The organism is Arthrobacter sp. TMP15, assembly GCF_039529835.1.
In the GTDB taxonomy this organism is placed as follows: domain Bacteria; phylum Actinomycetota; class Actinomycetes; order Actinomycetales; family Micrococcaceae; genus Specibacter.
On sequence record NZ_CP154262.1, the window covers coordinates 12342 to 35819 of the forward strand.

18 protein-coding genes, 1 tRNA gene and 1 rRNA gene are annotated in these 23478 nt (G+C 54.4%); 9 read left to right on the top strand and 11 right to left on the bottom strand.

The genetic code is table 11. From position 1 onward, the window contains the following. Positions 1-107 precede the first annotated feature (107 nt). Positions 108-992, top strand: coding sequence for a DMT family transporter (locus tag AAFM46_RS00060; protein ID WP_283528703.1), 885 nt, complete (start codon positions 108-110; stop codon positions 990-992). Positions 993-1135: 143 nt separating this feature from the next. On the opposite strand, the gene AAFM46_RS00065 is transcribed toward AAFM46_RS00060, so the two are convergent. Continuing rightward, positions 1136-2167, bottom strand: a complete 1032-nt coding sequence (locus tag AAFM46_RS00065; protein ID WP_343318859.1) for a hypothetical protein — start codon at positions 2165-2167, stop codon at positions 1136-1138. Between the two features lie 135 nt (positions 2168-2302). On the opposite strand from AAFM46_RS00065, the gene AAFM46_RS00070 reads away from it, so the two are divergent. Together AAFM46_RS00070 and AAFM46_RS00075 are read left to right on the top strand one after the other, a co-directional pair. Next, a complete protein-coding gene (locus AAFM46_RS00070; protein ID WP_283528699.1) occupies positions 2303-2845 on the top strand; it encodes a peptidylprolyl isomerase in 543 nt (180 codons plus the stop codon). Between the two features lie 344 nt (positions 2846-3189). Continuing rightward, positions 3190-3804 carry a rhomboid family intramembrane serine protease gene (locus AAFM46_RS00075; protein ID WP_343318860.1) on the top strand — a complete coding sequence of 205 codons (615 nt, stop codon included), beginning with the start codon at positions 3190-3192 and terminating at the stop codon, positions 3802-3804. Positions 3805-3888: 84 nt separating this feature from the next. Here AAFM46_RS00075 and AAFM46_RS00080 read toward each other — a convergent pair whose 3' ends face one another. Continuing rightward, positions 3889-4440: a flavin reductase family protein gene (locus tag AAFM46_RS00080; protein ID WP_283528695.1), complete on the bottom strand. Its 552-nt coding sequence runs from the start codon at positions 4438-4440 to the stop codon at positions 3889-3891. Positions 4441-5025: 585 nt separating this feature from the next. Between AAFM46_RS00080 and AAFM46_RS00085 the strand changes: the two genes are divergently transcribed. Next, positions 5026-7695: a LuxR C-terminal-related transcriptional regulator gene (locus AAFM46_RS00085; protein WP_343318861.1), complete on the top strand. Its 2670-nt coding sequence runs from the start codon at positions 5026-5028 to the stop codon at positions 7693-7695. Positions 7696-7778: 83 nt separating this feature from the next. After that, the gene (locus AAFM46_RS00090; protein WP_343318862.1) at positions 7779-8060 is read left to right on the top strand and encodes a hypothetical protein; all 282 of its coding nucleotides are present in this window, start codon (positions 7779-7781) and stop codon (positions 8058-8060) included. On the opposite strand, the gene AAFM46_RS00095 is transcribed toward AAFM46_RS00090, so the two are convergent. Beyond that, positions 8057-8311: a cell division protein CrgA gene (locus AAFM46_RS00095; RefSeq protein WP_283528689.1), complete on the bottom strand. Its 255-nt coding sequence runs from the start codon at positions 8309-8311 to the stop codon at positions 8057-8059. The genes AAFM46_RS00090 and AAFM46_RS00095 overlap by 4 nt on opposite strands. Positions 8312-8644: 333 nt before the next feature. On the opposite strand from AAFM46_RS00095, the gene AAFM46_RS00100 reads away from it, so the two are divergent. Then, positions 8645-9352: a class E sortase gene (locus tag AAFM46_RS00100; RefSeq protein ID WP_343320484.1), complete on the top strand. Its 708-nt coding sequence runs from the start codon at positions 8645-8647 to the stop codon at positions 9350-9352. A 174-nt stretch (positions 9353-9526) separates the two neighbouring features. Then, positions 9527-10165, top strand: coding sequence for a gamma-glutamyl-gamma-aminobutyrate hydrolase family protein (locus tag AAFM46_RS00105; RefSeq protein ID WP_283528687.1), 639 nt, complete (start codon positions 9527-9529; stop codon positions 10163-10165). Positions 10166-10178: 13 nt separating this feature from the next. Here AAFM46_RS00105 and pknB read toward each other — a convergent pair whose 3' ends face one another. The 7 genes from pknB to AAFM46_RS00140 all read right to left on the bottom strand — a co-directional run bounded on the left by pknB (position 10179) and on the right by AAFM46_RS00140 (position 19819). Then, on the bottom strand, positions 10179-12098 hold the full coding sequence (gene pknB / locus AAFM46_RS00110; RefSeq protein ID WP_343318864.1) for a Stk1 family PASTA domain-containing Ser/Thr kinase: 1920 nt from the start codon (positions 12096-12098) through the stop codon (positions 10179-10181). 70 nt (positions 12099-12168) lie between these two features. Then, positions 12169-13980 carry a protein kinase gene (locus AAFM46_RS00115; RefSeq protein ID WP_343318865.1) on the bottom strand — a complete coding sequence of 604 codons (1812 nt, stop codon included), beginning with the start codon at positions 13978-13980 and terminating at the stop codon, positions 12169-12171. Beyond that, positions 13977-15431: a penicillin-binding transpeptidase domain-containing protein gene (locus AAFM46_RS00120; RefSeq protein WP_343318866.1), complete on the bottom strand. Its 1455-nt coding sequence runs from the start codon at positions 15429-15431 to the stop codon at positions 13977-13979. Before AAFM46_RS00120 ends, AAFM46_RS00115 begins: the two co-directional genes overlap by 4 nt. Then, entirely contained in the window at positions 15428-16822 is a 1395-nt protein-coding gene (locus AAFM46_RS00125; protein WP_283528680.1) for an FtsW/RodA/SpoVE family cell cycle protein, read from the bottom strand. The genes AAFM46_RS00120 and AAFM46_RS00125 overlap by 4 nt, the downstream gene beginning before the upstream one ends. Next, a complete protein-coding gene (locus tag AAFM46_RS00130) occupies positions 16819-18507 on the bottom strand; it encodes a PP2C family serine/threonine-protein phosphatase (protein ID WP_343318868.1) in 1689 nt (562 codons plus the stop codon). Before AAFM46_RS00130 ends, AAFM46_RS00125 begins: the two co-directional genes overlap by 4 nt. A gap of 2 nt (positions 18508-18509) precedes the next feature. After that, on the bottom strand, positions 18510-18995 hold the full coding sequence (locus AAFM46_RS00135) for an FHA domain-containing protein (RefSeq protein ID WP_283528676.1): 486 nt from the start codon (positions 18993-18995) through the stop codon (positions 18510-18512). Further along, a complete protein-coding gene (locus tag AAFM46_RS00140; RefSeq protein ID WP_283528674.1) occupies positions 18992-19819 on the bottom strand; it encodes an FhaA domain-containing protein in 828 nt (275 codons plus the stop codon). The genes AAFM46_RS00135 and AAFM46_RS00140 overlap by 4 nt, the downstream gene beginning before the upstream one ends. A gap of 419 nt (positions 19820-20238) precedes the next feature. Between AAFM46_RS00140 and AAFM46_RS00145 the strand changes: the two genes are divergently transcribed. Then, positions 20239-20321 (top strand) — tRNA-Leu (locus AAFM46_RS00145). A gap of 147 nt (positions 20322-20468) precedes the next feature. Here AAFM46_RS00145 and AAFM46_RS00150 read toward each other — a convergent pair. Then, complete coding sequence (locus AAFM46_RS00150; protein ID WP_343318869.1) at positions 20469-20963, bottom strand: FBP domain-containing protein; 495 nt, start codon at positions 20961-20963, stop codon at positions 20469-20471. An 866-nt stretch (positions 20964-21829) separates the two neighbouring features. Here AAFM46_RS00150 and AAFM46_RS00155 point away from each other — a divergent pair. Next, a 16S ribosomal RNA gene (locus AAFM46_RS00155) occupies positions 21830-23365 on the top strand. The last annotated feature ends 113 nt before the right edge of the window (positions 23366-23478 follow it).

Here is a 23478-nt window from a genome sequence, read left to right on the forward strand (position 1 = left end):
TTTGCGAAAGTCTCCCAGCCCGAGGGTTAGTGGTTAGGTCGATGGCTGGCAGGTGTACAGGTAGATTGCTTCCTCAACCATTACCTCGTGTGTCTTACGCTTAGATTGTGATCTTTCTACTGGCCGTTGTGGGTATTCTTGGTGTTTCGGCATCCGGACCGATTATGGCTGCCACCATGGCCCCAGCCCTGACAATTGCTCTATGGCGCAATGTCCTTGGGGCGGCCGTGCTGGGTTTGCCATCTTTCCTTCGAACTCCGAGGAAATATCTGACGCTGACGCCTTATGAGCGCAAGTACATAGTCATTGCTGCCTCAGCACTGGCCCTTCACTTCGCCTGCTTTGTAACGTCCGTGAAACTGACAACCGTGGCAGCTGCCACTGCCCTCGTATGCCTGCAAGCGGCATGGATCGCGCTGTTCCAGTGGATTAGGGGCTTCAAGCCTCCCACGACCGTGCTGTTGGGGCTTGCAGCGGCCCTTGCCGGGGTCCTGGTGATTACGGGTTTCGACATGGGTGTTTCAACCGAAGCGCTGCAGGGGGATCTACTGGCAGTGGCCGGCGGTATTCTTGCAGCTATCTATACTCTTGCAGGCTCAAAAGTACGCAAAAGCCTCTCAACGAGCGTGTACTCAAGTCTCTGCTACAGCCTCTGTTCGGTCATTCTGTTAGCGATGTGTTTAGTTTTCCGGCAACCGTTGGTGAACATTCCTCCGGAAGCTTGGTGGGGCATCTTGGCCGTGACAATTGCGGCGCAGCTTTTTGGACACACCATTTTCAACTACCTCCTTGCAACTATTTCGCCGCTGGTGGTGTCCATGATGATCTTGGTTGAAATTCCGGGCGCAGCACTCTTAGCAGGATTCTTCCTGGGCCAAACTCTTCCGACCGGAACGTATGCGGGCCTGATCCTGATTCTTGTCGGGTTAGCCGTTGTGGTCATCCGCCAAAGCCGTAGCGGCATCAAGGAATTGCCGCCAGCCACCCTTTAAACCAGTAGCCCTTTAAACCAGTGTGAGGGCCAGGACAAGTTACATCCCGACCCTCACATTGGTACCTGGCCCCTTATGCGGCAGGGTGGCCAGTAGATCCACAAGATAGGGATTCCACCGGCGTTGCTATCTTGAGCGGTGAACTACTTCTTGGGCTCTGTGGGCTTGGGTTTGGGCGCTGCATCCTTAACCGTGTGAGCGGCTGCGTCCTTTGCATCCGCTACAGCTTCCTTGGCATCGGTCGCCGCCTCTGAGAGGTCTTCCTTCACATCCGAAACGTGTTTGGAAGCGGGCTTGGAAACAGCTTCGGAGACCTTGTCCGAGACAGCCTCAACCGCTTCTTCTGCCTTTCCTTGGATGTCCCTCGCCTTTTCCTGAACAGCGTCGGCAACCTTCTGCGCAGTCTTCTTCGCGCTGTCGTCCGCAGGCACTGGGGCAGGGACGCTGGATGAGGCATGAGCCGAAGCTGTGGGGGCAGGGGTCTTCCACGGGTCAGCAACAGGTTTAGACGCCTTCCAGACAGCTACCCCCGCTGCTGTTGCGGCAACGACTATGCCTACAACAATCCAGCCTTTACCTGACTTGTTGTCCTTCTTGACGGCCTTTTTCATTTCCGCAGCAAATTTTTTGGCTGAGCTCGCCGCAGCCTTCTCAGCCTTGGCCAGGGCCTTCTTGTTGCCCGTCAGCTTAGCGGCAGCAATTTCAAACTGGTGGGAACCCTTGGATTTCTCCAACGCAACCTCGACGGCGTGCGCGGCGTCCCCGATCTTGCCAGAGACACGCGGGATAAAGTCATCGACAACCCTGTCCTTGGCGGAATTGATACCCGAACCAGCCTTACCAAGTGCCTCTTGGATATGAGGCGTTGCTTCATCAACGGCATCTGAAATTTTTGGTGCCAATTTTTCGAGTCCTTCCTGCAGTTTCGGCGTCACTGCTGCAACGCCGTCGGCTGTGTACTGAGCGGCTTTGCGAAGACCATCCTGGACACGGGGGGATGCCGTCTCGATGCCCTTTTCAATGCGGGGTACAGCCCACCCGAGGGCTGCTTCCACACGAGGAGCAGTCCAATCTTTGGCACTTTCCATATGTGGAGTTGCCCATTCTTTGGCGCTGTCAACGCCGGTGTTCAGCGAGTCTTCCAAACCTTGGGTAAAGCGGTCAACCTTCTTCACGTTTCCTCCAGATGTCAGCAGTTTCGTCTTTAGCCTACGTCCACAACAGCACTCTTGCTATCTTTGACAGTTCGCCGGGCGCGGAATGATCGGCATTATCAGAATATTCTCACTTTGGCATGGCAGAATATCGCCATGACTGCTATTCCTACCGCAAAAGCAACTATCAGCACCAGCCTTGGCGACATCGTGGTAAACCTCTTTGGCAACCACGCCCCCAAGACAGTGGCCAACTTTGTTGGCCTGGCGACCGGATCCATTGAATGGACACACCCGGGAACTGGTGAAAAAACAAACAAGCCGTTGTACAACGGGACTATTTTCCACCGCATCATCAAAGACTTCATGATTCAAGCTGGCGATCCTTTGGGCCGTGGAGTTGGCGGCCCCGGTTTCCAGTTCGACGACGAGATCAACCCTGACTTGAATTTCAACGACCCCTACAAATTGGCTATGGCCAACGCCGGTATTCAGGGTGGCCGTGGAACCAATGGTTCACAGTTCTTCATCACAACCGTGAACACCAGCTGGCTCCAAGGCAAGCACAGCATCTTTGGTGAAGTCGCTGATGAGGCCTCACGCGCTGTTGTGGATGCCATTGAGGGCGTGGCAACTGGCGCAGGCGACAAGCCGCGTGAAGATGTGCTCATTAACTCGGTGAGCGTTGAGCAGCTCTAAAAACTGATAGTTATGATTTTCATGGCTTTGGCCGCCGGCGTCCGTTGCGATCCGGCGGCTGAAGCCTTCCTTATATTTATCCCGCGAGGATCCTATCCATGAGTTCTGCTTTCCCGACCCAGGAGTCCTCCACAGGAGCCCCTGTCTGCCCACGTCACACTGACCGTGTCTCCTATGTGAGCTGTCAGCGGTGTGGCCGACCAACGTGCCCGGAATGTCAACGGAGCGCGGCCGTGGGAATTCAGTGTGTGGACTGTGTTCGTGAAGCTACTAAGGCCACGCCATCCCGGCGGAGTATTTTTGGCGGGATCGCCCGGGCGGGAAGACCCGTTGTAACTATCACCATGATGGCGATTTGCGTTGTCGCGTTTGGTTTGGACTGGATCATCCCCAACGGCTTCATCTTTCAGAACTTTGCCTATGCCCCATTCTTGACGGAAGCAGAGCCGTGGCGCATGCTTTCCTCCGCATTCTTGCATTCCACCAACATTATGCACATAGCTTTCAATATGTATGCGCTGTGGATTTTGGGTAATGCTCTGGAACCTGCCTTTGGTCGCGTGCGGTTCATGGCCGTCTATCTTGTCAGCGCTTTCGCCGGCTCAGTGGGCGTTCTGATGCTCTCTCCCTTGGACACGGTTGTGGTGGGAGCTTCGGGCGCCGTCTTTGGATTGTTCGGCGCACTTTTTGTTGTGCAAAAGAAGCGCGGTGGCGACCTGCGCCAAATTCTGGTCCTGTTGCTGATTAATGCTGCCATTGGGTTCGTGATCCCCAATATTGCTTGGCAGGCCCACTTAGGCGGTTTGCTGGCCGGTGCACTGTGCACTGCAGCGATTGCCTACGCACCAGCTAAGAACCGTAATCTCATCCAGTGGAGCGGTATTGCAGGTGTGGCAGTGCTCTTGGTTGGTTTGACCCTTTACAAGGTCTCAACTTTCCCGGTTCTTCCTTTCAGCTAGGTCACCAGCTGACTCATAGGCTGAGAAGCGCAGCTGTACTCGTTGCGTTAAAAGCAAGGTGTAGTTAGGGTTCTCCAGCAAGTCTTAGGGCTTGAGCCGGCGATAGTCGCCACCGTAGTGGATCAGGGGTGAGGCATCCTTACTCCATGGTGCGTCCTCACCCATAGAAAGCACACTCCCCACCACCAGTAGGTGGGTGGCTGCTGTGTGGATGGTGGTGGTGGCGACCTCAAAAAACGCGAGAGCTCCTGCAATAATGGCGTTGCCAGTGACTGGGCCACGCCTAAAACTTATTTGGTTGAGCAGTCCTTCCAACGGTGTGCCAGGGCTGGCGAGCCAATTTGCTTGAGCCTTTTGCTCAGCCGTCAGAATCGACAGCGCCCACGAACCCGACTCCGCCACAGCTAGTGCGATCCTGGACTCGGCGTAGAGACTTACCAGCAATGTCGGCGGGTCATAGGACACTGACAGGTAGGCACTGACAGTAGTTGCATAGTCTCGGTCACGGAGCCTAGTGCTAATGATGGCCACTCCGCTGCTTTGCTCAGCACTCAACCTGCGGTACTCATCGATCTGCTCCTGGGTTAGTTCCTGTGGGGAAACTCTGGAGATATCAAGTGCATCGGCTAATTCCATGACTTCATCGTCGCATGAATCTGCACTTGTCCACAGCACTATCCACATATGGGTATAACTTACAGGCCTGTAGTTCTAGTAGTCGTCAGTTCGTCGTACACTGTCTTTTCCCCAGACTTATACACACTGGGCATAAGTTACACACATGTAATTCCACAGCTGTGGATTACTCCATCGCGGCATTTTCAATGGATTATGCGGTAATCGATGTAAAGTTATCCACTTCTGTGGATAACTTTGTGAACAACTATGGATAACCACAGTTTCGAAGACGGCCTGTGGACAGTTCGAATAAGTTATCAACGTCGGTGGACAGAGGTGTGTGTTGTGGGAAAAAGTTATCCACAGTGTGGACAAGGTGGGGATATTGACAGATATTGCGGATATGTGCAGAGCTTCTTCGCGTACCTGGCCGTTCCATCGACACAGCCCTCGCAATATCCATAGACTGAGACTGAGACTGAGACTGAACTGGGACTGAGCTGAGAGCCTTGAAGGGCAGGGGGCAGGGGTCAGGGGCGGGCCAGCCATGACGCTGAGTCTAATATCGGCGGTTGTAGCCGCAGTTTCAGGAAATGGGGAGGCATGGCTCGGCGCGCAGTTGTTGAGGATATTGTTAGTCAGCTGACTGACGGCTCCTCAAGAGGAGTACTCATCGTTGGATCTCGTGGTGCCGGAAAAACCTGGATGTTGGGCGAAATTCTCAATGCCCTGGGCCCGAGAATTGCAAGAATCAGGCTCTCCGCAAGCAAAGCACTAATGACTATTCCTTTCGGAGCTGTCAACGCTCGAGTCGGCGTGAAGCTAGTGCGCAGCGATGATTATTACGAGGTACTCAACGCTTTCTTAGAGCAAATCCACGCGGCCTCAACCACGTCCGACTCACTAGTGCTGATCGTGGACAACGCCGAATATCTAGATCGGGAAAGTGCTGCCATCATCTTGCAGGTGGTTATGTCTTCTGCGGCCAAATTAATAGTGGTAGATCATCCCGGGGGGCATAAAAATTATTTGCGTGAGTTATGGCGTGAAGGACATCTGACCCGTTTTGATGTGGCGCCACTGCAGTCTGAAGCAGTCCGAATGCTACTTGAGGGTGTTCTGGGTGGAAAAATTGCACGTCCGGCCATTGACTACTTGGCCAGCCGGTCGGCTGGTAATCCTCTGGTGCTGCACGGCTTAGTGGCAGGTGCACGTGAAGAAGGCTCTTTGCACAAGGTTAACAACGTGTGGATACTTGACCATCCTGAAGATCGTTTAGGTACCGAATCTTGGGAACTTCTGCAGATGGAGCTCACCAAACAATTAGCTGATTCTCGGGGGATCATCGAAATGCTTGCCTTGGCCGGGCCACTTCCGCTTGAGGTTATTCTTGATTTGACCAGCGTCGAGGCAGTCGATGACATTCAGCAAAGAGAACTTGTCGAGGTAGTGCCAGGGGCGGTTCTAACGATGCGGTTGGCGCGTCCGGCCACTGCGACCGCAATTCGTGACATGGTTCCGTTAGGACGCAGCAGGCGGTTCCTGAGAGAAGTCTCAAAATTTGTGACAATTGACGATCAATCCAACCCTGAAATGATCATTAATTTCACGAGGTGGTCGCTTGATTGCGGACTGCCGGTTAATGATGAGCGGATCCTTGCAGCCACCGTGTATGCCAACCAGCTGATGCGCCCACTTGAGGCGTTACAGTTCAGCAAGAGTCATGAAGGCACGCCACACCAGGCAGCTCTACTGGCCGAGCGCTCGATTGCATATCTAAACCAAAACTGTGCCGTCACTGCGCGGAAACTCTCAATGCACGCTCTTGAAATAGCTCATTCACCTGAAGCGGGTGCAAGCGCTCTGCGCGCTGTTCAACTCTCTCATTCATCAGCGATGGACTACGAAGTCTGCTTCGATGAGGCTTACCTCAGCTTTGTGGGTCGGTTTGGCGATGTGGTCCTCAACGATTTCTCCAGCAGAGCTGACATCGATGTGTTGATAACTTTGGCCATCAAGAACGTCTCCGTTGGCAGGATGGAAAATCTCCCTGAAGGCATCCAAGCGCTCTTAGCTCACCCCATGACAGAGAACGTAGCGGACCGGGTCCTGCTGAAATCTCTCTTAGTTGAGGTTCTTAGCGCTACCGGACAGATGAGCACAGCAGTGGCGATGGCGTTGGATGTTGTTGCTGAACTCGAGAGACCTGAAGGGTTTCCGCGGCCAGATATTGCCATTTTGGCTTACACCCGTTCAGTGGCAGCATTCATTTATGACGGTGCATGGGACTATGCCACTGCGGCCCTGGAACCTGCCATCTTCACCAATCCTGATCTCATGCTGCATTCAGGCGGATTGCGCGATCTTGCGGCAGCCATGATGCAGGTCCGGCGAGGTTACCTGCAAGAGGCGTTGGCTGGGTCGGAGTCAGCCGTGCACACGCTCAAAGACTACGACCCGTGGTCGGTGCTACCCACAGCAATGGGGTTGCAAGCGTACTGCTTGGTGATGCACGGAGACTTACCGGGTTCGCAGGGCATTTTGTCGCAGCTAGCTTTACTGAATCGACGCAGCGGCAAATTTTATGAGTTGGAAGGTGCTGCTTACGCAGCTGCCGCCCAATTCATGACCGGGCAGTCGGAACTGGGGTTGGCGCGGTTATGGAGTCTACAGCGGGAGTGCCTGGAGCACGGCTACCTCGGGATTGAGCTAACAGTCCTTTCGCTTCTGGTGCGCGTGGGTGATGCTGCGGCAATCCTCAGATTGGTCGAAGTTGCGGAACGGCTGGAGTCATCCAGCAAAGAGTTCTTTGTACGCTGGTCAGCCGCAATGCGTTCCCAAGACGCTGCAAGCCTTGAACAGGCTAGCGCAACTGCCATGCAGTACGGTTTTGAGCTGGTAGCCGTTGAGCTGGCCACACATGCACTTAATAAATTCAGCGTCGGCGGCAAAATCCACAAAAGCCGCAAAGCAGCCAACAAAGTCGTGGCGATGCGTGAGAACATGCCTGGATTGGTATCTCCTGTTTTTCAGACTATTGACCAACCCAAAATGACTCGCCGCGAGCACCAGATCGCTTTACTTGTGGCTCAGGGTGAGTCCAATAGCTCCATTGCTGCCCGACTTAACGTTTCGCTGCGGACCATTGAGGGGCATCTTTACAGGACTTTCATCAAGCTGGATATTCAATCCAGAGAGCAGTTGACCTCGCTCATGGCTGCTCCCGTTCCTGATAATCCAGGGCCTCCGGTAGCCCTGTCCAGACCGGTATAAGCACACTAGAATGAGAGTAAGGAAACGCCTCTTGGCCGAAAGGCTGATGGGCCTTGGCTCAAATAAGAAAGAAGGTCAGCACCATGTCGGTAGAAGACAACGCTGAGCACGGACGTTATATAGAGGGCCAGTATGGCAAGGCAGGTGCTGAAGAAGGTCACAAGACCGGAGAGTCTGATGGCCGCTACGTTGAAGGCGACTACGGTCGAGCGGGCACCGAGGAAGCCCTCGAGGAAGCCGAGACTGGACGGTTCGTTGAAGCAGATTACGGCACAGCCGGTGATGTGCCCGGCCATGCCGCGGATAAAGCTACGGGACGCTATGTGCAAAGTGATGCTCGTGAGGAAAAAGAAGCAGGAAACTAGCTGCGCCAGCGTGTAGTCATCATAAAACCTGCCAGTGCTATGCCGAAGCCGATGCCGATATTCCAGTTGTGAATATTGGGGATCGGGAACTTTCCATCTGAAATGTAATAAGTGATGATCCAGACCAGGCCCAGTAGCATCAACGTCACCATCAATGGAAGGAACCAAACGGCGTTAGGCTGCTGCGTTTTGCTGGAAGGCGTTTGGGCCGGGCCCTTGGTGGGACGGCGACGCGGTGTTGATTCAGGCACAGGAGCTCCTTAACGTTGTGATCGAGTATCCGACCAGCTCGTTGGGTAGATGGGCGGTTCGTTACCTCTGCTGATGTTCAGCGAATTGTTCCAGGGCTGTGAACTGCCGGTATTGTTGAGGCAATTCTAGCTGTAATTCCTGCAGCCGCGGATTGCATGACATTGCCGATCAACTTCAGTCAGGAGACACGCGTGGTTCAATCGCCAAGCCATGTCGATTCAGCTGCGGTTGATGAAGAACTGCCGGGGGAAAATGCGTCCGCGCCAACCAAGCGTGGTCGTGCGGCCCGACGTCGTAGTGAACAACGTCCCAAACAAGGTTTTTTCAGGACTTTGGTTCAGATTATTGGTGAACTGCTCATAACTGGCGGAGTCATCCTTTTATTGTTCGTTGTGTGGGAACTATGGTGGACGAACATCGAGGCGAATGCGGCACAAAGCGCTGCAGTTTCACAGTTTGCGCAAGAGTTTCAAGGACCAGTTACTCCGCAGAATCCGGCTGGACGTAAGGACTTTGGCCCTCCCGTTGTTATGCCCGTGCCACCGGGTCCTGGAACCGTGTTTGGTGTTGTTTACGTGCCCCGCTTTGGTGCCAGCTATAGTCGTCCGCTCGTTGAAGGCGTTGCTGGACAACAGTTGGATACTCTGGGACTTGGCCGGTATGACAGCTCAACGATGCCCGGCGGTGTAGGAAACTTTGCTATTGCCGGGCACAGACAAACTCATGGCGCCGTTCTGGATGCTATTCACACTCTGGTGCCTGGGGACAAGATATATGTCCAAACCATAGACGGTTACTACACGTATGTGTTCCGAAACAACCAAATTGTCATGCCCACTCGAGGTGACGTTTTATTGCCGGTGCCTACGCAAGAAGGTCTCACTTCCACCGAGAGTTTCTTGACGATGACCAGCTGTAATCCACGGTTTGGTGCTGAAGAACGGATTATTGCTTACTCTGTCCTTGTCGCATGGCAGCCGGCCAGTGTGGGCCCGCCAGCAGAAATCGCCAAACAAGTTCAAGTGAACCAGAAAGGCTGACGCGCACAATGTACGGCTGGATATTTAGGCACCTCCCGGGGCCACTGTGGGTCCGTATTGTCATGACGCTAGTTTTTCTGGTGGTAGCGGTTCTTGTGCTGATGCAGTTCGTGTTTCCGTGGCTTTCCCAATTCAGTCCCTTGAATGATTCAACAATTGGCGCAGGAGCCTGAGATGACAGTTCGTATTCTTGTTGTAGATAACTACGACAGCTTCGTTTACACCTTGGTTGGTTATCTGGAGCAGTTGGGTGCCGAAACAAATGTTGTGCGTAACGACGATGTGAGCCTCGCTGAGGCGGTGGAGTTGGCATCTGCACGAGATGGCGTTCTCATTTCCCCCGGTCCAGGCACGCCTGCAGAAGCTGGCGTGTGCATAGACCTGATTAAGTGGTGTGGCGAGAATTCCAAGCCGATGCTTGGCGTATGTCTTGGTCACCAGGCACTGGCTGAAGCTTACGGTGGGGTCGTGACTCATGCCACGGCGCTCATGCACGGTAAAACCAGTGAAGTGTTGCACGAAGGAAACAGCGTGTTTGCCGGGTTGCCGAGTCCGGTGACGGCAACTCGTTATCATTCATTGGCGGCTGTGCCTGCCAGCATTCCGGATGTACTAGAAGTTACTGCCGTTACGGCCGACGGCGTGATCATGGGTTTGGCACATAAGAGTGCACCATTGTGCGGAGTACAGTTCCATCCGGAATCTGTTCTCACTGAAGGTGGTTACACCATGTTGGGTAACTGGCTTGAGTCCCTTGGATTGGTTGGTGCCAGCGTCCGGGCGGCAGCGTTAAGTCCGCTTATCAAAGGCTAAATAAGAGTAGGAATCACTTCTTTTTCTCTGATCCTGAAGTCGGCTTTTTCGTGGCCACGTCTGTGGGCTTGGCTGTCGGTGTGTTGCTGGGCGTGGGCTCCGCAGGCTCAGGAGGCGCCTTGGCCAGAGTCACAACAACCGTTGTCCGCTGTTCCACTGCCGTCCCTGGCGAGATAGATTGGTTTGTCACCATGCCTGGTGGAACAACGGTATTTTCGGCTTCTTCGTACGTCACGTCCAAATACTGTGAAACGCCTTTCAACGCGGCAGCAACCGTTTCTTTAACCGCATCAGGGTTGTCAGTTAAGTCAAACAAAGATGGCATCAGGACCTGGCCTGTGGAGATCTTCAATGTAACCGTGGTTTGAACCGGGACAGTCTGCCCCGGTGCTGGGTCGGTTGTGACGACGGAACCGGCGGCGATGGAGCCATCGTTGACCATGACATTTGTTTTAAACTTCAGATTCAATGCGGCGAGATCGAAGCGCACCTCAGATTCGGTCTTACCCGCCAGATCATCAGGGATCGTGACTTCTGAGGGTCCTTTGGAAACAAAAACTTCGATTCTAGAGCCAGGGTCAACGGACGTTCCCGCTCGTGGGTCTGTACGGATGACTTCTCCCAAAGCCATAGCGGAAAATTCTTCACTGCTCTGCGGTGACATGTTCAAATCCGTGAGCTGGGCCATGGCATCCTCCTTGCTCTTTCCGACCAAGGATGGAATGGAGATCTGCGCAACCGCAGCAGGTTTCGCATTGACCATGTTGTAACCAAGCACTGTGCCACCACCGAGAATAATGGCCAAAAGAACAAATAAGGTCACCATCCAGGCCCCACGGCGCCGCTTTTGGGCACGCGGCACTGCCGCCGCTTCCTCCACAACGTTCTCATGAGTGGTGAGGGCTCCCCCAGCAAGGACTTTCGCCATTGCGCGGGTGGAAGGACCGCCGTCGTCCGGGGAAATCTGCGATTGGGTGACTGGGTTGGCAGCGGTAAGCTCCTGAACCGGCAGAGACTGGGGTGTGGGAACCGGTGTTCGGGAAACACCGGGCCCAGGCGGTGGCATGACCCCGGTGCTCGCTGCCCGAAGCGCACGACGAAATGAGGAAGCATCCTGAAAACGGTGAAATCTGTCCTTTTGCAGGGCGCGCATCAACAGTGCATCTAAGGCTGGGGTGAGTTCTGGGTTGTAGGTGCTGGGTTCAGGTGGCAGCTCGCGGACATGCTGGTAGGCCACAGACACGGGAGAGTCGCCTATGAAGGGTGGACGACCTGCCAGCATTTCGTACAGGAGACAAGCTGTCGAGTACAAGTCGCTGCGGGCATCAACACTTTCCCCGCGAGCCTGCTCGGGTGAAAGGTACTGCGCCGTGCCCATGACCGTCTGTGTTTGGGTCATAGTTGCGGCTGAATCTGAAATGGTCCTGGCAATACCAAAATCCATGACCTTGATTTGACCTAAGATGCCATTTTTATCCTCAGTGACCATGACGTTGGCGGGTTTGATATCACGATGGATAACTCCGGCACGGTGACTGTAATCCAGTGCCGACAACACGCCCGTAGTGTAATCGATGGCCTGCTCGACGCTGATGTCCTTACTGCGGATCAAGTCTCGAAGAGTTTTGCCATGCACATACTCCATGACGATGTAGGGCAAATGCGCACTATCTCGGATTTGATCTTTTGCGACGTGCTCACCTGTGTCATAGACAGCAACGATCGAAGGGTGGTTTAAACCCGCGACAGCTTGGGCTTCACGACGGAAACGAGCCTGCAGATGTGAATCCTGCGCCACATCGGCGCGCAGTAGCTTGATGGCAACTGCGCGCCCAAGCCGGATGTCCTGGGCCTTGTACACATCGGCCATACCACCACGACCCAGCAGCTCCCCGATCTCATACCTGTCGTTAAGGACGCGCGGAACACTCATGGGAACCTGTTTGTCCTTTCAAAAGGTGGGAGGGTTGGGAAGGGAAATACAACTACGATGCCTTTGATGCCTAGGGTGCTTCCGCGGCCGGCGGCGCCGGAGGAGCTGGAACATCGGGTGACTTACTAGGTTTGGAATCTGATTGTGGTCCCGTCGAGACGTAATAAGTGACAACAGATCCTGGTTCGGCCGGCGTACCAGCGGTCGGATCAGTGCGAATTACCACGCCCTTGGCAACTGTCGAGGAAGGCTCCTCAACCCGTGCAGGAATGAATCCTGCCGCTACAAGAGCTTGGTCATAGGCGTTGCCTTGCTTGCCCACTGATGAAGGTACGGGTGTCGTTGCCGGAGACTCCTTGCCTTTGGAGACAGTGACCTGCACTGCGTCGCCAGCGTAAAGACCAGAAATGGGTGAAACATCGATAACTAACCCCTCGGGAACCGAATCGCTGAACTCGTCGAGACGATCGACTACCAGTCCCTTACCTTCGAGGTCTGCCTGGGCGATCGCAAACGACTTTCCACGAAGGGCATCCCGGTCGATTTTCACCTCAACTGGAGCTTCGGTAGTGGGCTCGGTTGTTTCTGAGGGTGTGGGCGATTCTGATGCAGTCGTGGGTGGTGGCGTGGGGCTTGCTGACGTATTTGGCGAACTCGACGCCGTGGAAGACGGTGCGCCACCGAAAATACCTTGACTTTGCAGAATCAAGGCGCCAACAGCAAAGACAAGAAGGATGATCAACCCCACCATGGGCCAGGTCCACGGACTGCGGCCCTTCTTGGCAGGCTCCTCCGAAACCAGCTCGTCGTCGGACAATAGCGCCTGCTGCTCGCTCTCGGATTGCCAGGCACGCTCTGCTCCGAGAATCTCCGCGCGGGTTGGTGAGGCACGCGTGGGCTGCACGTCGTCCATGACAGTTGGCAGCGCCGTGGTTGTGGGCTCAGCCGTACTTCCCACAACTGATGTCGGGGCGGTTGAATTGATGTCCACAGGTGCAGTGATGGGACCGGTGATTGATTCGAAAAGAAGCATCCCCGGGACAGCGCCATGAGCAGCCTTGACATCACCACGCCGGATTGCTTCAGCTGCCTCAGCCAACTTCAACGCATTTGCCGGCCGGTTGGCAGGATCCTTGGCAAGCATGGACATCAACAATGCCCGAACCGGGGTTGGCAGGGTGTCTGGCAGCGGCGGTGGTGCATCGTTGACCTGAGCCAAAGCAATCGCAATTTGAGATTCGCCGGAGAATGGGCGGTGACCGGTGATGCACTCGTAACCTATAACGCCAAGAGAATATATATCACTAGAGCCCGTTGCGATCTGACCTGTTGCCTGTTCCGGTGCCAGATACTGGGCTGTACCCATGACCTGTCCGGTCTGGGTCAACGGCACCTGGTCCGCAAGGCGGGCAATGCCGAAGTCGGTTATCTTAACCTTTCCTCCAGGCATGATGAGCAGGTTACCGGGCTTCACGTCTCGGTGGACTAGACCCTGCGCGTGCGCCACAGCCAATGCTCGCGCGGTCTGGGCGATCATTGAGAGCGTCCAATCGGCAGAAAGTACGTGCTCACGTTCAATCAGGGCTGAAAGTGGTTCGCCAGGAACCAGTTCCATCACCAAGTAGGCAGAGCCGTCCTCCTCGCCGTAGTCAAAGACGTTGGCAATACTCTCGTGGTTGAGCAAGGCCGTGTGTTTTGCTTCCGCCCGGAACCTGGCCCGAAAGCCGGGATCACCGGTGTATTCGTCTTTGAGAATTTTGATGGCAACAATCCGGCCCAGAACCAAGTCCTGTGCCCTCCACACCTCACCCATACCGCCGATGGCAATGCGTGATGTGAGTTGGAACCTGCCGCCTAAGGTGATACCAGAATTAGGCCTCACTTTTTCAACACCGCCTTGAAGAGTTTACTTGCATTGGGACTTGTCAGTTCGGCTCCGGTGGCCACGTCAACATTGGGCATAACGATGCTGACCACCACTTCCGGGTCATTCGCCGGCGCGAAGCCGGTAAACCATGAGTTATTCAATCCATCCCCAAGCTCTGAGGTTCCTGTTTTTCCTGCTACCTGAACACCCGGTACAGCTGCTGCCGACGCGATGCCGTTATCAACCACACTGACCATCCAATCAGTAATTTGAGCTGCTACTTCGGGTGTTGTTGACTGGCGGAGGACCTCAGGAGTGAGGCTTGATACTGTCTTGAGATCGGGGGTACGGACGGCTTTTACTAGATTTGGTGTCATTTGTTGGCCCTTATTGGCAATAGCAGCTGTCATCATGGCCACCTGCAACGGTGATGCCAGCACATCAAGCTGGCCGATGGCACTTTGAGCCAGTTGTGCAGGCTCCAATACCCCCTCCCGGCCGGGGAAGCGGCTGGTGACCACAGAGTCAGGGAACTTCAACGAGTTGTCATTGAAACCGAACTTCGTTGCCTCCGCGGTAATAGCATCCTGACCCAGATCCAAGGCGATACTGGCGAAGGGGGTATTGCAGGAGTTTTCCAGTGCGAATTTGAACGTTGCTTTATCCTGCGTGTAGCACTGCCCGTTGGCATAATTTGGGAGCTCATAGCCAATACCAGGAAAAGCTAGATTGGCAGGGTTGGGCAGAACACTGTCCTTATTGTATTTCCCGGATTCAAGAGCGGCTGCGGTGTCAATGATCTTAAAAACAGAGCCCGGCGAGTACAGCTGCGTGTAAGCCGATGACCCATTCAGGTGGACACCAGGTGTTTTGACGATCTGCGCCATGGAAGCGTTGAAAACTGTCTTGTCGTGGGTAGCCAGTAAGTTGGTGTCATAGGAAGGCTTGGCAACCATTGCAATAATGGCACCGGTTTTCGGATTCATCACGACTATGGATCCGCCTATATTATCCGGAATCATGTCGTAGGCAAGCTGCTGAATAGTTGAGTCGATGGTGAGTTCCACCGAACGGCCCCGCGGCTGCTCTCCTGTGAACGCTTGAGAGATGCGATCGAACAGGGCGTCATCCGAGTTCCCGGTGAGCTCCTCGCGAAGAGTTGATTCCAAACCGTATTGTCCACCAAATTTGCTGAAGAAGCCGGTTAGACCTGAGTAGAGCAGAGGGTCGTTGTACTGACGCTGGAACTTGCAATCAGTGTTGGTGCCAACTGACTCGGCAATGGCCTGCCCATCAACCAGTATAGGTCCACGTTCACTGCAGAAGCTCTTCAACAATTGCCGCTTGTTGTTGGGGTTGGCGTTGAGGGAATCAACCGCAAAGAACTGCACGTAGGAGATGGAACCAAAGAGCAGTGCGAACAAGGCGATCGCCACTATCCAAGAATTACGGATTGCTTGGTTCACAGGGCTGGCACCTCCTTCTGTTCTTTGCCGATTTGAGGGTTCGGGTCAATTGGGGCAGGTGGCCCGGAGACGTTAAGGGGACGCCGTGCTGCGTCGGAGATCTTTAATATCAAGGCTACGATGATCCAGTTTGCAAGCAGAGAGGATCCACCTGCAGCTAGGAAAGGTGTTGTCAGCCCCGTCAACGGGATTAGTCGGGTGACTCCGCCAATGATCACGAAACACTGGAGAGCCACCGCAAACGACAGTCCTACTGCCAGGAGCTTGCCGAAGGCATCCCTAGTCCCCAGTGCTGCGCGGAAACCGCGCGCTATGAAGAGTGCGTAGAGGCACAGGATTGCGAAGAGGCCCACTAGACCGATCTCTTCTCCAATAACGGCAATAATCATGTCGCTATTGGCTACGGGGAGTTCTTCGGGTGATCCCTGGCCAAGTCCTGTACCGATGAGACCACCGTTCGCTAGGCCAAAGAGGCCCTCCACAACTTGAAAGCTGCCGAAAGGGGCGCCGATATAGGCGGGATCAAAGGCATTCACCCACACGTCGATACGCCGGGCAACGTGCGGAAAAATTTGGTAGGCAGCTACTCCACCAACCGCCATTAGCGCCAACCCAATCAGGATCCAGCTGATTCGGCTGGTGGCAACGTAGATCATGACCATGAACAAACCAAAGAACAAAATGGAGGATCCAAGATCGCGTTGGAACACCAATACTCCAACGCTGGCTAGCCATGCCACTATCATCGGTGCCAGATCCCTGGCTCGCGGTAGTTGCAGCGGGCCGATCTTTTTTCCTGCAAGTAAGATCAAGTCGCGGTTCGATGATAGATACCCTGCAAAGAATATTGCCAGCGTGATCTTTGCTATTTCTCCGGGCTGGAAGGTAAACGGCCCTAGGGAGATCCAAACCGTCGCGCCGTTGATAGTACCGGCGCCAATAAATGGAAGCAGCGGCAAGATCAGCAAGATAACGGAGACGAGAAGAGAAATATAGGTGTATCGTCGCAAAATGCGGTGATCTCGCAGGAACCAAATGACGGCGACGGCGGTAATCACAGCAAAGCTGGTCCAGACCCATTGGCGTGGAGCAGCGCTGTCACCGAAGGTTATGTCCAGTCGGTGAATGACGGCCAAGCCGATTCCGTTGAGGGCTACCACAACAGGTAATATCACCGGATCGGCATATTTTGCTTTAAGGCGCAGGACTACGTGAAAACCGATGGAGAGCCCGGCCAAGATGGCCAGCTGCATGTAAAAATCATTGTCAAATGTGCGCCCCAAATTCAGGTTCACCAGAGCGTTTGCCATGGCTGACATGCCAAGGGCAAGCAGTAGCAGGAGCAGCTCAGTGTTGCGGCGTGGCTTTGCCACGGTTAACAATTGGCTCATTTTTTGCCCCCAGGGATGCACGTAGGCTGTGCGGTGGGTGTCGCTTTACCGCTAGCGGGGCCTGAGGTTGAACTGCCGGAAGTTGAACTACTAGAAGACGGTGTTGGTATTACTGAAGGGGTTGCCTTCGCCGTGGCGCTGGAATTTCCTGTGGGCGTGGGGCTGGCGGTGGGTTTGATCACGAGGTCACATGGAGGCAAACTGCTGCCAGTACCCAACTGCAAGTCGCTGATGATCGCTTCCGCGTCACTGAGCGTGGATGCCGGTAAAGTCTTGGCGACAAGTTGTTGAGAATAGTCAGGCAGAGAACTAACTTCAACGCCAGTTTCTCTGTACACATGCGAAAGGGAAATTGGCCCCAAAGATTGAGAGACTCCCTTATAAATCGCCACATTTCCCTGAGAAACCCCGACAAAGAACTGTGTCTGGGTCCAGGTATAGGCAGCCCAGGAACCCGCCACGATCACGATAGCTACTAGGGAGCCTACGATGGCCAGTACCCAAGGACGTTGGCGTAGGCGCGGCAAAGATACTTCATCGTCTTCTTGAAGACTAGGTTTGGTACTACTTGGTTTGTGGGTTAAAACAGTAGCGGCACGGCGAACCGTAGAGGGTTTGGCCAGCTGGGGAATCTTGCCTTCGGCATTGGCTGTCAGTGCAGCACCAACAAGTTCATGGGGGCGTGAAGACAGCTCCTGTTGAATCACGGACTCACGAATGTGTGAGTCAAGAGCTTCGGAGTCGTCTGTAAATTCGTCATCACCGACAGAAGCGCTGTCTTGGTCATCACGATTGGGAGCATCGGCTTCAGCGGCACCTGCAACCGCCTGATCCTCCCCCGACGGTGAGCCGTTGGCGAGATCTTCGGCAAGTAATGGTGGAAGGTCTGGCTCGTCAGAGACAGGTGGTGTTGCGCTAATAGTGTCAAGGGTGGCAGTAGCTGTATCATCCGGGACTGCTTCAGTGATGTCGAAAACAACAACCGTGACGTTATCGGGTGAACCTGCGGCTAGCGTTAAATCTACGAGCGTATCTGCAGCCACAGCGAGGGACTTCGTGTGCCGGATTACCTCTTCGATCATTTCGTGCCGGACGAAGTTCAAGCCGTCAGAGCACAGCAGCCAACGCTCACCAATGGCGGCATCGAAGTACTTTAAATCTAGCTCCGGCGATGCGTCTACGTCGCCAAGTACACGCATCAGGACGTTTTTGTGGGGGTGAACCTCAGCCTCTGCCTCGGTCATACGCCCGTCGTCAATCATTCGCTGGACAAATGTGTGGTCCGTGCTCATCTGCTCAAAGACGCCGTCTTTGAGTCGATACGCTCGGGAATCACCGATATGTGCAAACGCCAAACGCTGGCCGGAGAGCAACAGTGCTGTCACCGTCGTACCCATGCCAGCCAGTTTTGGATTAACGTGCACAAGTTCAGAGAGCAGCGAATTTGCGCTCTGGATTTCATCCGCGAGGTGGGCACCGGCGTGGTCGTCGTGTTTATTGTGGTCAAGATGGATGAGATCCAGAACAGTTGAGGCGCTGGCAACGTCCCCCCCAGCATGACCACCCATACCGTCGGCAACAACGGCCAGATACCGCCCGGCGTATGCGGAGTCATCATTTTTGGCTCTCACCATACCCACATGCGATCTAGCGGCGTAGCTCAGCACTAGAGGTGTATGTGCCATGATTACGGCCTCAATTCGATGACCGTTTTGCCGATCCGCACAGGAACCCCAAGCTCCACAGGGAGGGCCCGCGTCAAAGCAGCATCCCCGAGGAATGTTCCGTTAGTGGAGCCCAAATCTTCAATAAACCAGCGGGTGCCCTGAGGGAATAGGCGAGCATGACGGCCGGATGCGTAATCGTCCTCAAGGACAAGAGTCGCTTCCTGTGCCCGTCCCAACAAGATGGGGGTACCTGCAAGCTCCAAGGTCGTGCCCGCCAACGGGCCTTCCGTTACAACGAGTTGACGTGCCTGCACTTTCGCCGGCGGGGTTTCATCAACCAACTCAGGGTGTTTGCGTGCCTGGCGGGCGGTTGGAGCGCCAACTTTGGCCTTGCGTCCTATGACGAGGTCGCGACGCATGGCCGCGACAACGCTGAAAACCATGATCCACATCAGGACCAGGAAACCGAAGCGCAAAATCGTAACTACAAGACTGAGATCATTCATCGCCTGCCACCGCCGCGCAAAGGCAAAATGCGGAATGTGATCTGGGTACGACCCATGGTGATGCTTGATCCGTCGTGCAGCGAAGCGGTGCCATGAACCCGGTGGCCGTCTACGTAGCTGCCGTTCGTTGAACCAAGATCAACTGCTGTGCTGGCACCATTTTCCGTACGTACTTCTAAGTGCTTGCGTGAGACACCAGTGTCATCGATCAAAATGTCGGCTTCTGAAGAGCGCCCCAAGATAATGGATGGTGCGTTTAAGGAATAGCGCTGGCCATCTATGTCCAGCACTGGCTGGCCGGTTCCGGCTGGAGTATTTGCGGCCGACGGCGCGGGCTGGCGTTTGTACACTGGTGAAGGTAAAGCGGGAGGTGCTTGTGCGTCGGCACTCATAGCTGGACGCCCAGGCGGACGTGATGGGGCCAGCGGCGATGAGGCTTGGCCCGGTGGACCGGCTTCTTTCTCGGTGGCAGAAAGCACCTCAAACGCGCCAGGACGTAGCTCGTCTTCGTGATTGAAGGCAACCCGCACGGGCCCCTGCAAAACATATCCTTGACTGCGGGAGTGGTTGATGACTACATCACACAACTCTTCAGCCAAGGTCACACCCCATGAGCGGGCGCGTTCGAAGTCTGCGTCGCCTAATTCAATGTTAAAAACGTTGGGAGCCAATGTCCGTCCGGCATCCAAGGTCATAGCCTTGTCGTCAAGTTCCCTGCGAAGGGCGTTGGCCATCTCCACAGGTTGTAAGGTTTTTGAGCCGAGGGAGAATGCGCCGCGAACTGCCTTTTCAATGCCCTTTTCAACGTTGTCAAACAATCCCATATGCTCTCCTCTCCTTGAGTTTCACCGCTGCTTGTTGCTTATTACTTGTGCAAGTCTGCAACGATAGCGGTTTTGCCCGCCGCCCGTTGGAGGGCGCCGACTGTCAGTTGACCGGGCCTCGGACAACTCTGTTCAAAGACGATACTACTGCCGGAGTCCTTGAATATACCTATTAGTTTGCTTGGATGTGGCAAATTTCCTACCCAGGTAGGGGACGGCCCGGAACAATAAGCAGTTGACCAGATCCGCAACAAATCACGGCCCTATGGACTAAACCAGTGCTGACGATGGAAGCATATACCGTGTTGAGTGAGCCTCGTTTAGGTAAATCAGCAAAGTGTCCTATATGCTTGATTTCGCTGTTCCACTGAATGTTGAAGAATATCTTGACAGGAAAGTGAAGCGGCTGATCCAAAAACGCGCGAGTGGCGGAACGGCAGACGCGCTGGCTTCAGGTGCCAGTGTCCGAAAGGGCGTGGGGGTTCAAATCCCCCCTCGCGCACGTTTAGTTAGGAAAGAGATCCCCGGTAGAACCAATGGTTCTACCGGGGATCTTTTTGTTTTTTTGGGACTCACACTACACAGATCTTTTGGACATAGGGGTCATCGAGGCTCTCCTTGCGGTTCAGAGTGGCCGGTGAATGATGCGCTAGTCAACACCAGCAGCCATGTTGCGTAAGAAAGCCTGGGTGTTGGATTGGAGCATGACGATCCGTTCTTGGCGTGCAGCCTGAACATCAAACCCCACGTACGCCGGTGGCGCTGGCCTTCGTACGTTGGCGGAGCACTCAAATTTGGCGCACATCAGTGTCGCCACGGTGTCGCCATTTCGTCCGGCTAACCCTCCCCTCTTGGCGTTAAAGAAGACAACGTCGTTAGGTAGAGTCACGTCCTCGCACCATGCGCACTGAGCACGACTACTGAGCCGGCCTTCAATATGACGAAGAATCAGCCCGGTCGGATTCCCATCTACCCAAGCAATTAAGTAGCCGAGCCTGGGGTACTTGCGATCTCGCCAGCCCAAAAAATCGAGGTTCTTCCAGTCAAGGGAGCTGAAGCTCTCCGGCAGGTTGAGGTTTTTGCGCTCCCTGACGGAGGCGTTTATAAGGGAAGTGCGAATTTGTTCTTCTGTAAAAGGAAGCATGAAGTTGTTGCCTAATCTGTTCTGCCGGACCATTGAGTCGTGCGGAAAGGGGTCCGAACCCGATGAATGGGTTCCCGGGAAATGGTGCGCTTGCCTGCACCAGAATGGTGTGGCAGGAGCACTCAATGCGCGGAAGGTCAATCGTTGGTGGAGAACAGGGCTATCTAGTGCCGGCGAAGTCAACGCCGACGACCCCCAGACACCCGCAGGGCGCAGGAAATTTCATATAAGAGAACACGCTGGAAAGTATACGCCCAGCCTCGACTGGTTCTCCGCTCTTTGGCCTTGCAGTATATGAGGGCTATAAAGCCTCCATGTAACTATCTCGGTATCTCCGGTGATCTCGTAGATCTGAACAACCGTAGGGATGCGTTGGGCTGCTGCCATGGCAGCAGCCTGAGTTCACCCACGCCCCCCTTGGAAAAAGACTGTGGAGGGCAGGCTTCGTGGATTTGCGTGTGGGTGTTTTTGTGTGTATTGTTTTTCGAGTTGCCCTGCTTGTTGGGGGAATGGTTTACCTGGGTTTGGGACTGGTTTTGTTGGTTCTTTTCCTGTGTTTTGGTGGTGTGGTCTGCTGGTTGAGGGATTTGCATTGTTGAGGCTTTATGGGTAAGATTGAAAAGTTGCCTCGGCGCTGATCATCGTGAATAAGTTGTTTTGTTTGTGGTGTGTTGGCTGGGTGTGGTTGTTGTTTGAGAACTCAATAGTGTGCCAAGTTTTATTGATACCAATTTATTTATATTGAATTGGTTATTTGACTGTTTGTTGCCGCCCCTGTGGTGATGAATGGTTGTTTAGCTGGTTTCGAATTTAGTGCATGCATTCATGACCTTTTTCCGGTGTGTTTGTGTGTGTCTGTTTAGTTATTAACGGAGAGTTTGATCCTGGCTCAGGATGAACGCTGGCGGCGTGCTTAACACATGCAAGTCGAACGATGAACCTCACTTGTGGGGGGATTAGTGGCGAACGGGTGAGTAACACGTGAGTAACCTGCCCTTAACTCTGGGATAAGCCTTGGAAACGGGGTCTAATACTGGATATTGACTTTACCTCGCATGGGGTTTGGTTGAAAGATTTATTGGTTTTGGATGGACTCGCGGCCTATCAGCTTGTTGGTGAGGTAATGGCTCACCAAGGCGACGACGGGTAGCCGGCCTGAGAGGGTGACCGGCCACACTGGGACTGAGACACGGCCCAGACTCCTACGGGAGGCAGCAGTGGGGAATATTGCACAATGGGCGAAAGCCTGATGCAGCGACGCCGCGTGAGGGATGACGGCCTTCGGGTTGTAAACCTCTTTCAGTAGGGAACAAGGCCAGTGTTTAGCTGGTTGAGGGTACTTGCAGAAGAAGCGCCGGCTAACTACGTGCCAGCAGCCGCGGTAATACGTAGGGCGCAAGCGTTATCCGGAATTATTGGGCGTAAAGAGCTCGTAGGCGGTTTGTCGCGTCTGCCGTGAAAGTCCGGGGCTCAACCCCGGATCTGCGGTGGGTACGGGCAGACTAGAGTGATGTAGGGGAGACTGGAATTCCTGGTGTAGCGGTGAAATGCGCAGATATCAGGAGGAACACCGATGGCGAAGGCAGGTCTCTGGGCATTAACTGACGCTGAGGAGCGAAAGCATGGGGAGCGAACAGGATTAGATACCCTGGTAGTCCATGCCGTAAACGTTGGGCACTAGGTGTGGGGGACATTCCACGTTTTCCGCGCCGTAGCTAACGCATTAAGTGCCCCGCCTGGGGAGTACGGCCGCAAGGCTAAAACTCAAAGGAATTGACGGGGGCCCGCACAAGCGGCGGAGCATGCGGATTAATTCGATGCAACGCGAAGAACCTTACCAAGGCTTGACATGAACTGGAAACACTTGGAAACAAGTGCCCCGCTTGCGGTCGGTTTACAGGTGGTGCATGGTTGTCGTCAGCTCGTGTCGTGAGATGTTGGGTTAAGTCCCGCAACGAGCGCAACCCTCGTTCTATGTTGCCAGCACGTAGTGGTGGGGACTCATAGGAGACTGCCGGGGTCAACTCGGAGGAAGGTGAGGACGACGTCAAATCATCATGCCCCTTATGTCTTGGGCTTCACGCATGCTACAATGGCCGGTACAATGGGTTGCGATACTGTGAGGTGGAGCTAATCCCAAAAAGCCGGTCTCAGTTCGGATTGGGGTCTGCAACTCGACCCCATGAAGTCGGAGTCGCTAGTAATCGCAGATCAGCAACGCTGCGGTGAATACGTTCCCGGGCCTTGTACACACCGCCCGTCAAGTCACGAAAGTTGGTAACACCCGAAGCCGGTGGCCTAACCCCCTTGTGGGGAGGGAGCTGTCGAAGGTGGGACTGGCGATTGGGACTAAGTCGTAACAAGGTAGCCGTACCGGAAGGTGCGGCTGGATCACCTCCTTTCTAAGGAGCACCGAGTATCACGGTATGGCCCGCATGGGTTGTGTTGGTGGTAGGAGGAGTAAAGACTCATTGCCAGGACGTCTGTTTCTGGGTGAGTTGCTCAAGGGTGGAAT

Bases quoted from the DNA above. Each gene is read 5' to 3' on its own strand.
- AAFM46_RS00070 (WP_283528699.1), top strand. From the start codon at position 2,303: ATGACTGCTATTCCTACCGCAAAAGCAACTATCAGCACCAGCCTTGGC.
- AAFM46_RS00075 (WP_343318860.1), top strand. From the start codon at position 3,190: ATGATGGCGATTTGCGTTGTCGCGTTTGGTTTGGACTGGATCATCCCC.
- AAFM46_RS00080 (WP_283528695.1), bottom strand. From the start codon at position 4,440: ATGGAATTAGCCGATGCACTTGATATCTCCAGAGTTTCCCCACAGGAA.
- AAFM46_RS00085 (WP_343318861.1), top strand. From the start codon at position 5,026: ATGGCTCGGCGCGCAGTTGTTGAGGATATTGTTAGTCAGCTGACTGAC.
- AAFM46_RS00090 (WP_343318862.1), top strand. From the start codon at position 7,779: ATGTCGGTAGAAGACAACGCTGAGCACGGACGTTATATAGAGGGCCAG.
- AAFM46_RS00105 (WP_283528687.1), top strand. From the start codon at position 9,527: ATGACAGTTCGTATTCTTGTTGTAGATAACTACGACAGCTTCGTTTAC.
- pknB (WP_343318864.1), bottom strand. From the start codon at position 12,098: ATGAGTGTTCCGCGCGTCCTTAACGACAGGTATGAGATCGGGGAGCTG.
- AAFM46_RS00125 (WP_283528680.1), bottom strand. From the start codon at position 16,822: ATGAGCCAATTGTTAACCGTGGCAAAGCCACGCCGCAACACTGAGCTG.
- AAFM46_RS00130 (WP_343318868.1), bottom strand. From the start codon at position 18,507: ATGGCACATACACCTCTAGTGCTGAGCTACGCCGCTAGATCGCATGTG.
- AAFM46_RS00135 (WP_283528676.1), bottom strand. From the start codon at position 18,995: ATGAATGATCTCAGTCTTGTAGTTACGATTTTGCGCTTCGGTTTCCTG.
- AAFM46_RS00140 (WP_283528674.1), bottom strand. From the start codon at position 19,819: ATGGGATTGTTTGACAACGTTGAAAAGGGCATTGAAAAGGCAGTTCGC.
- AAFM46_RS00150 (WP_343318869.1), bottom strand. From the start codon at position 20,963: ATGCTTCCTTTTACAGAAGAACAAATTCGCACTTCCCTTATAAACGCC.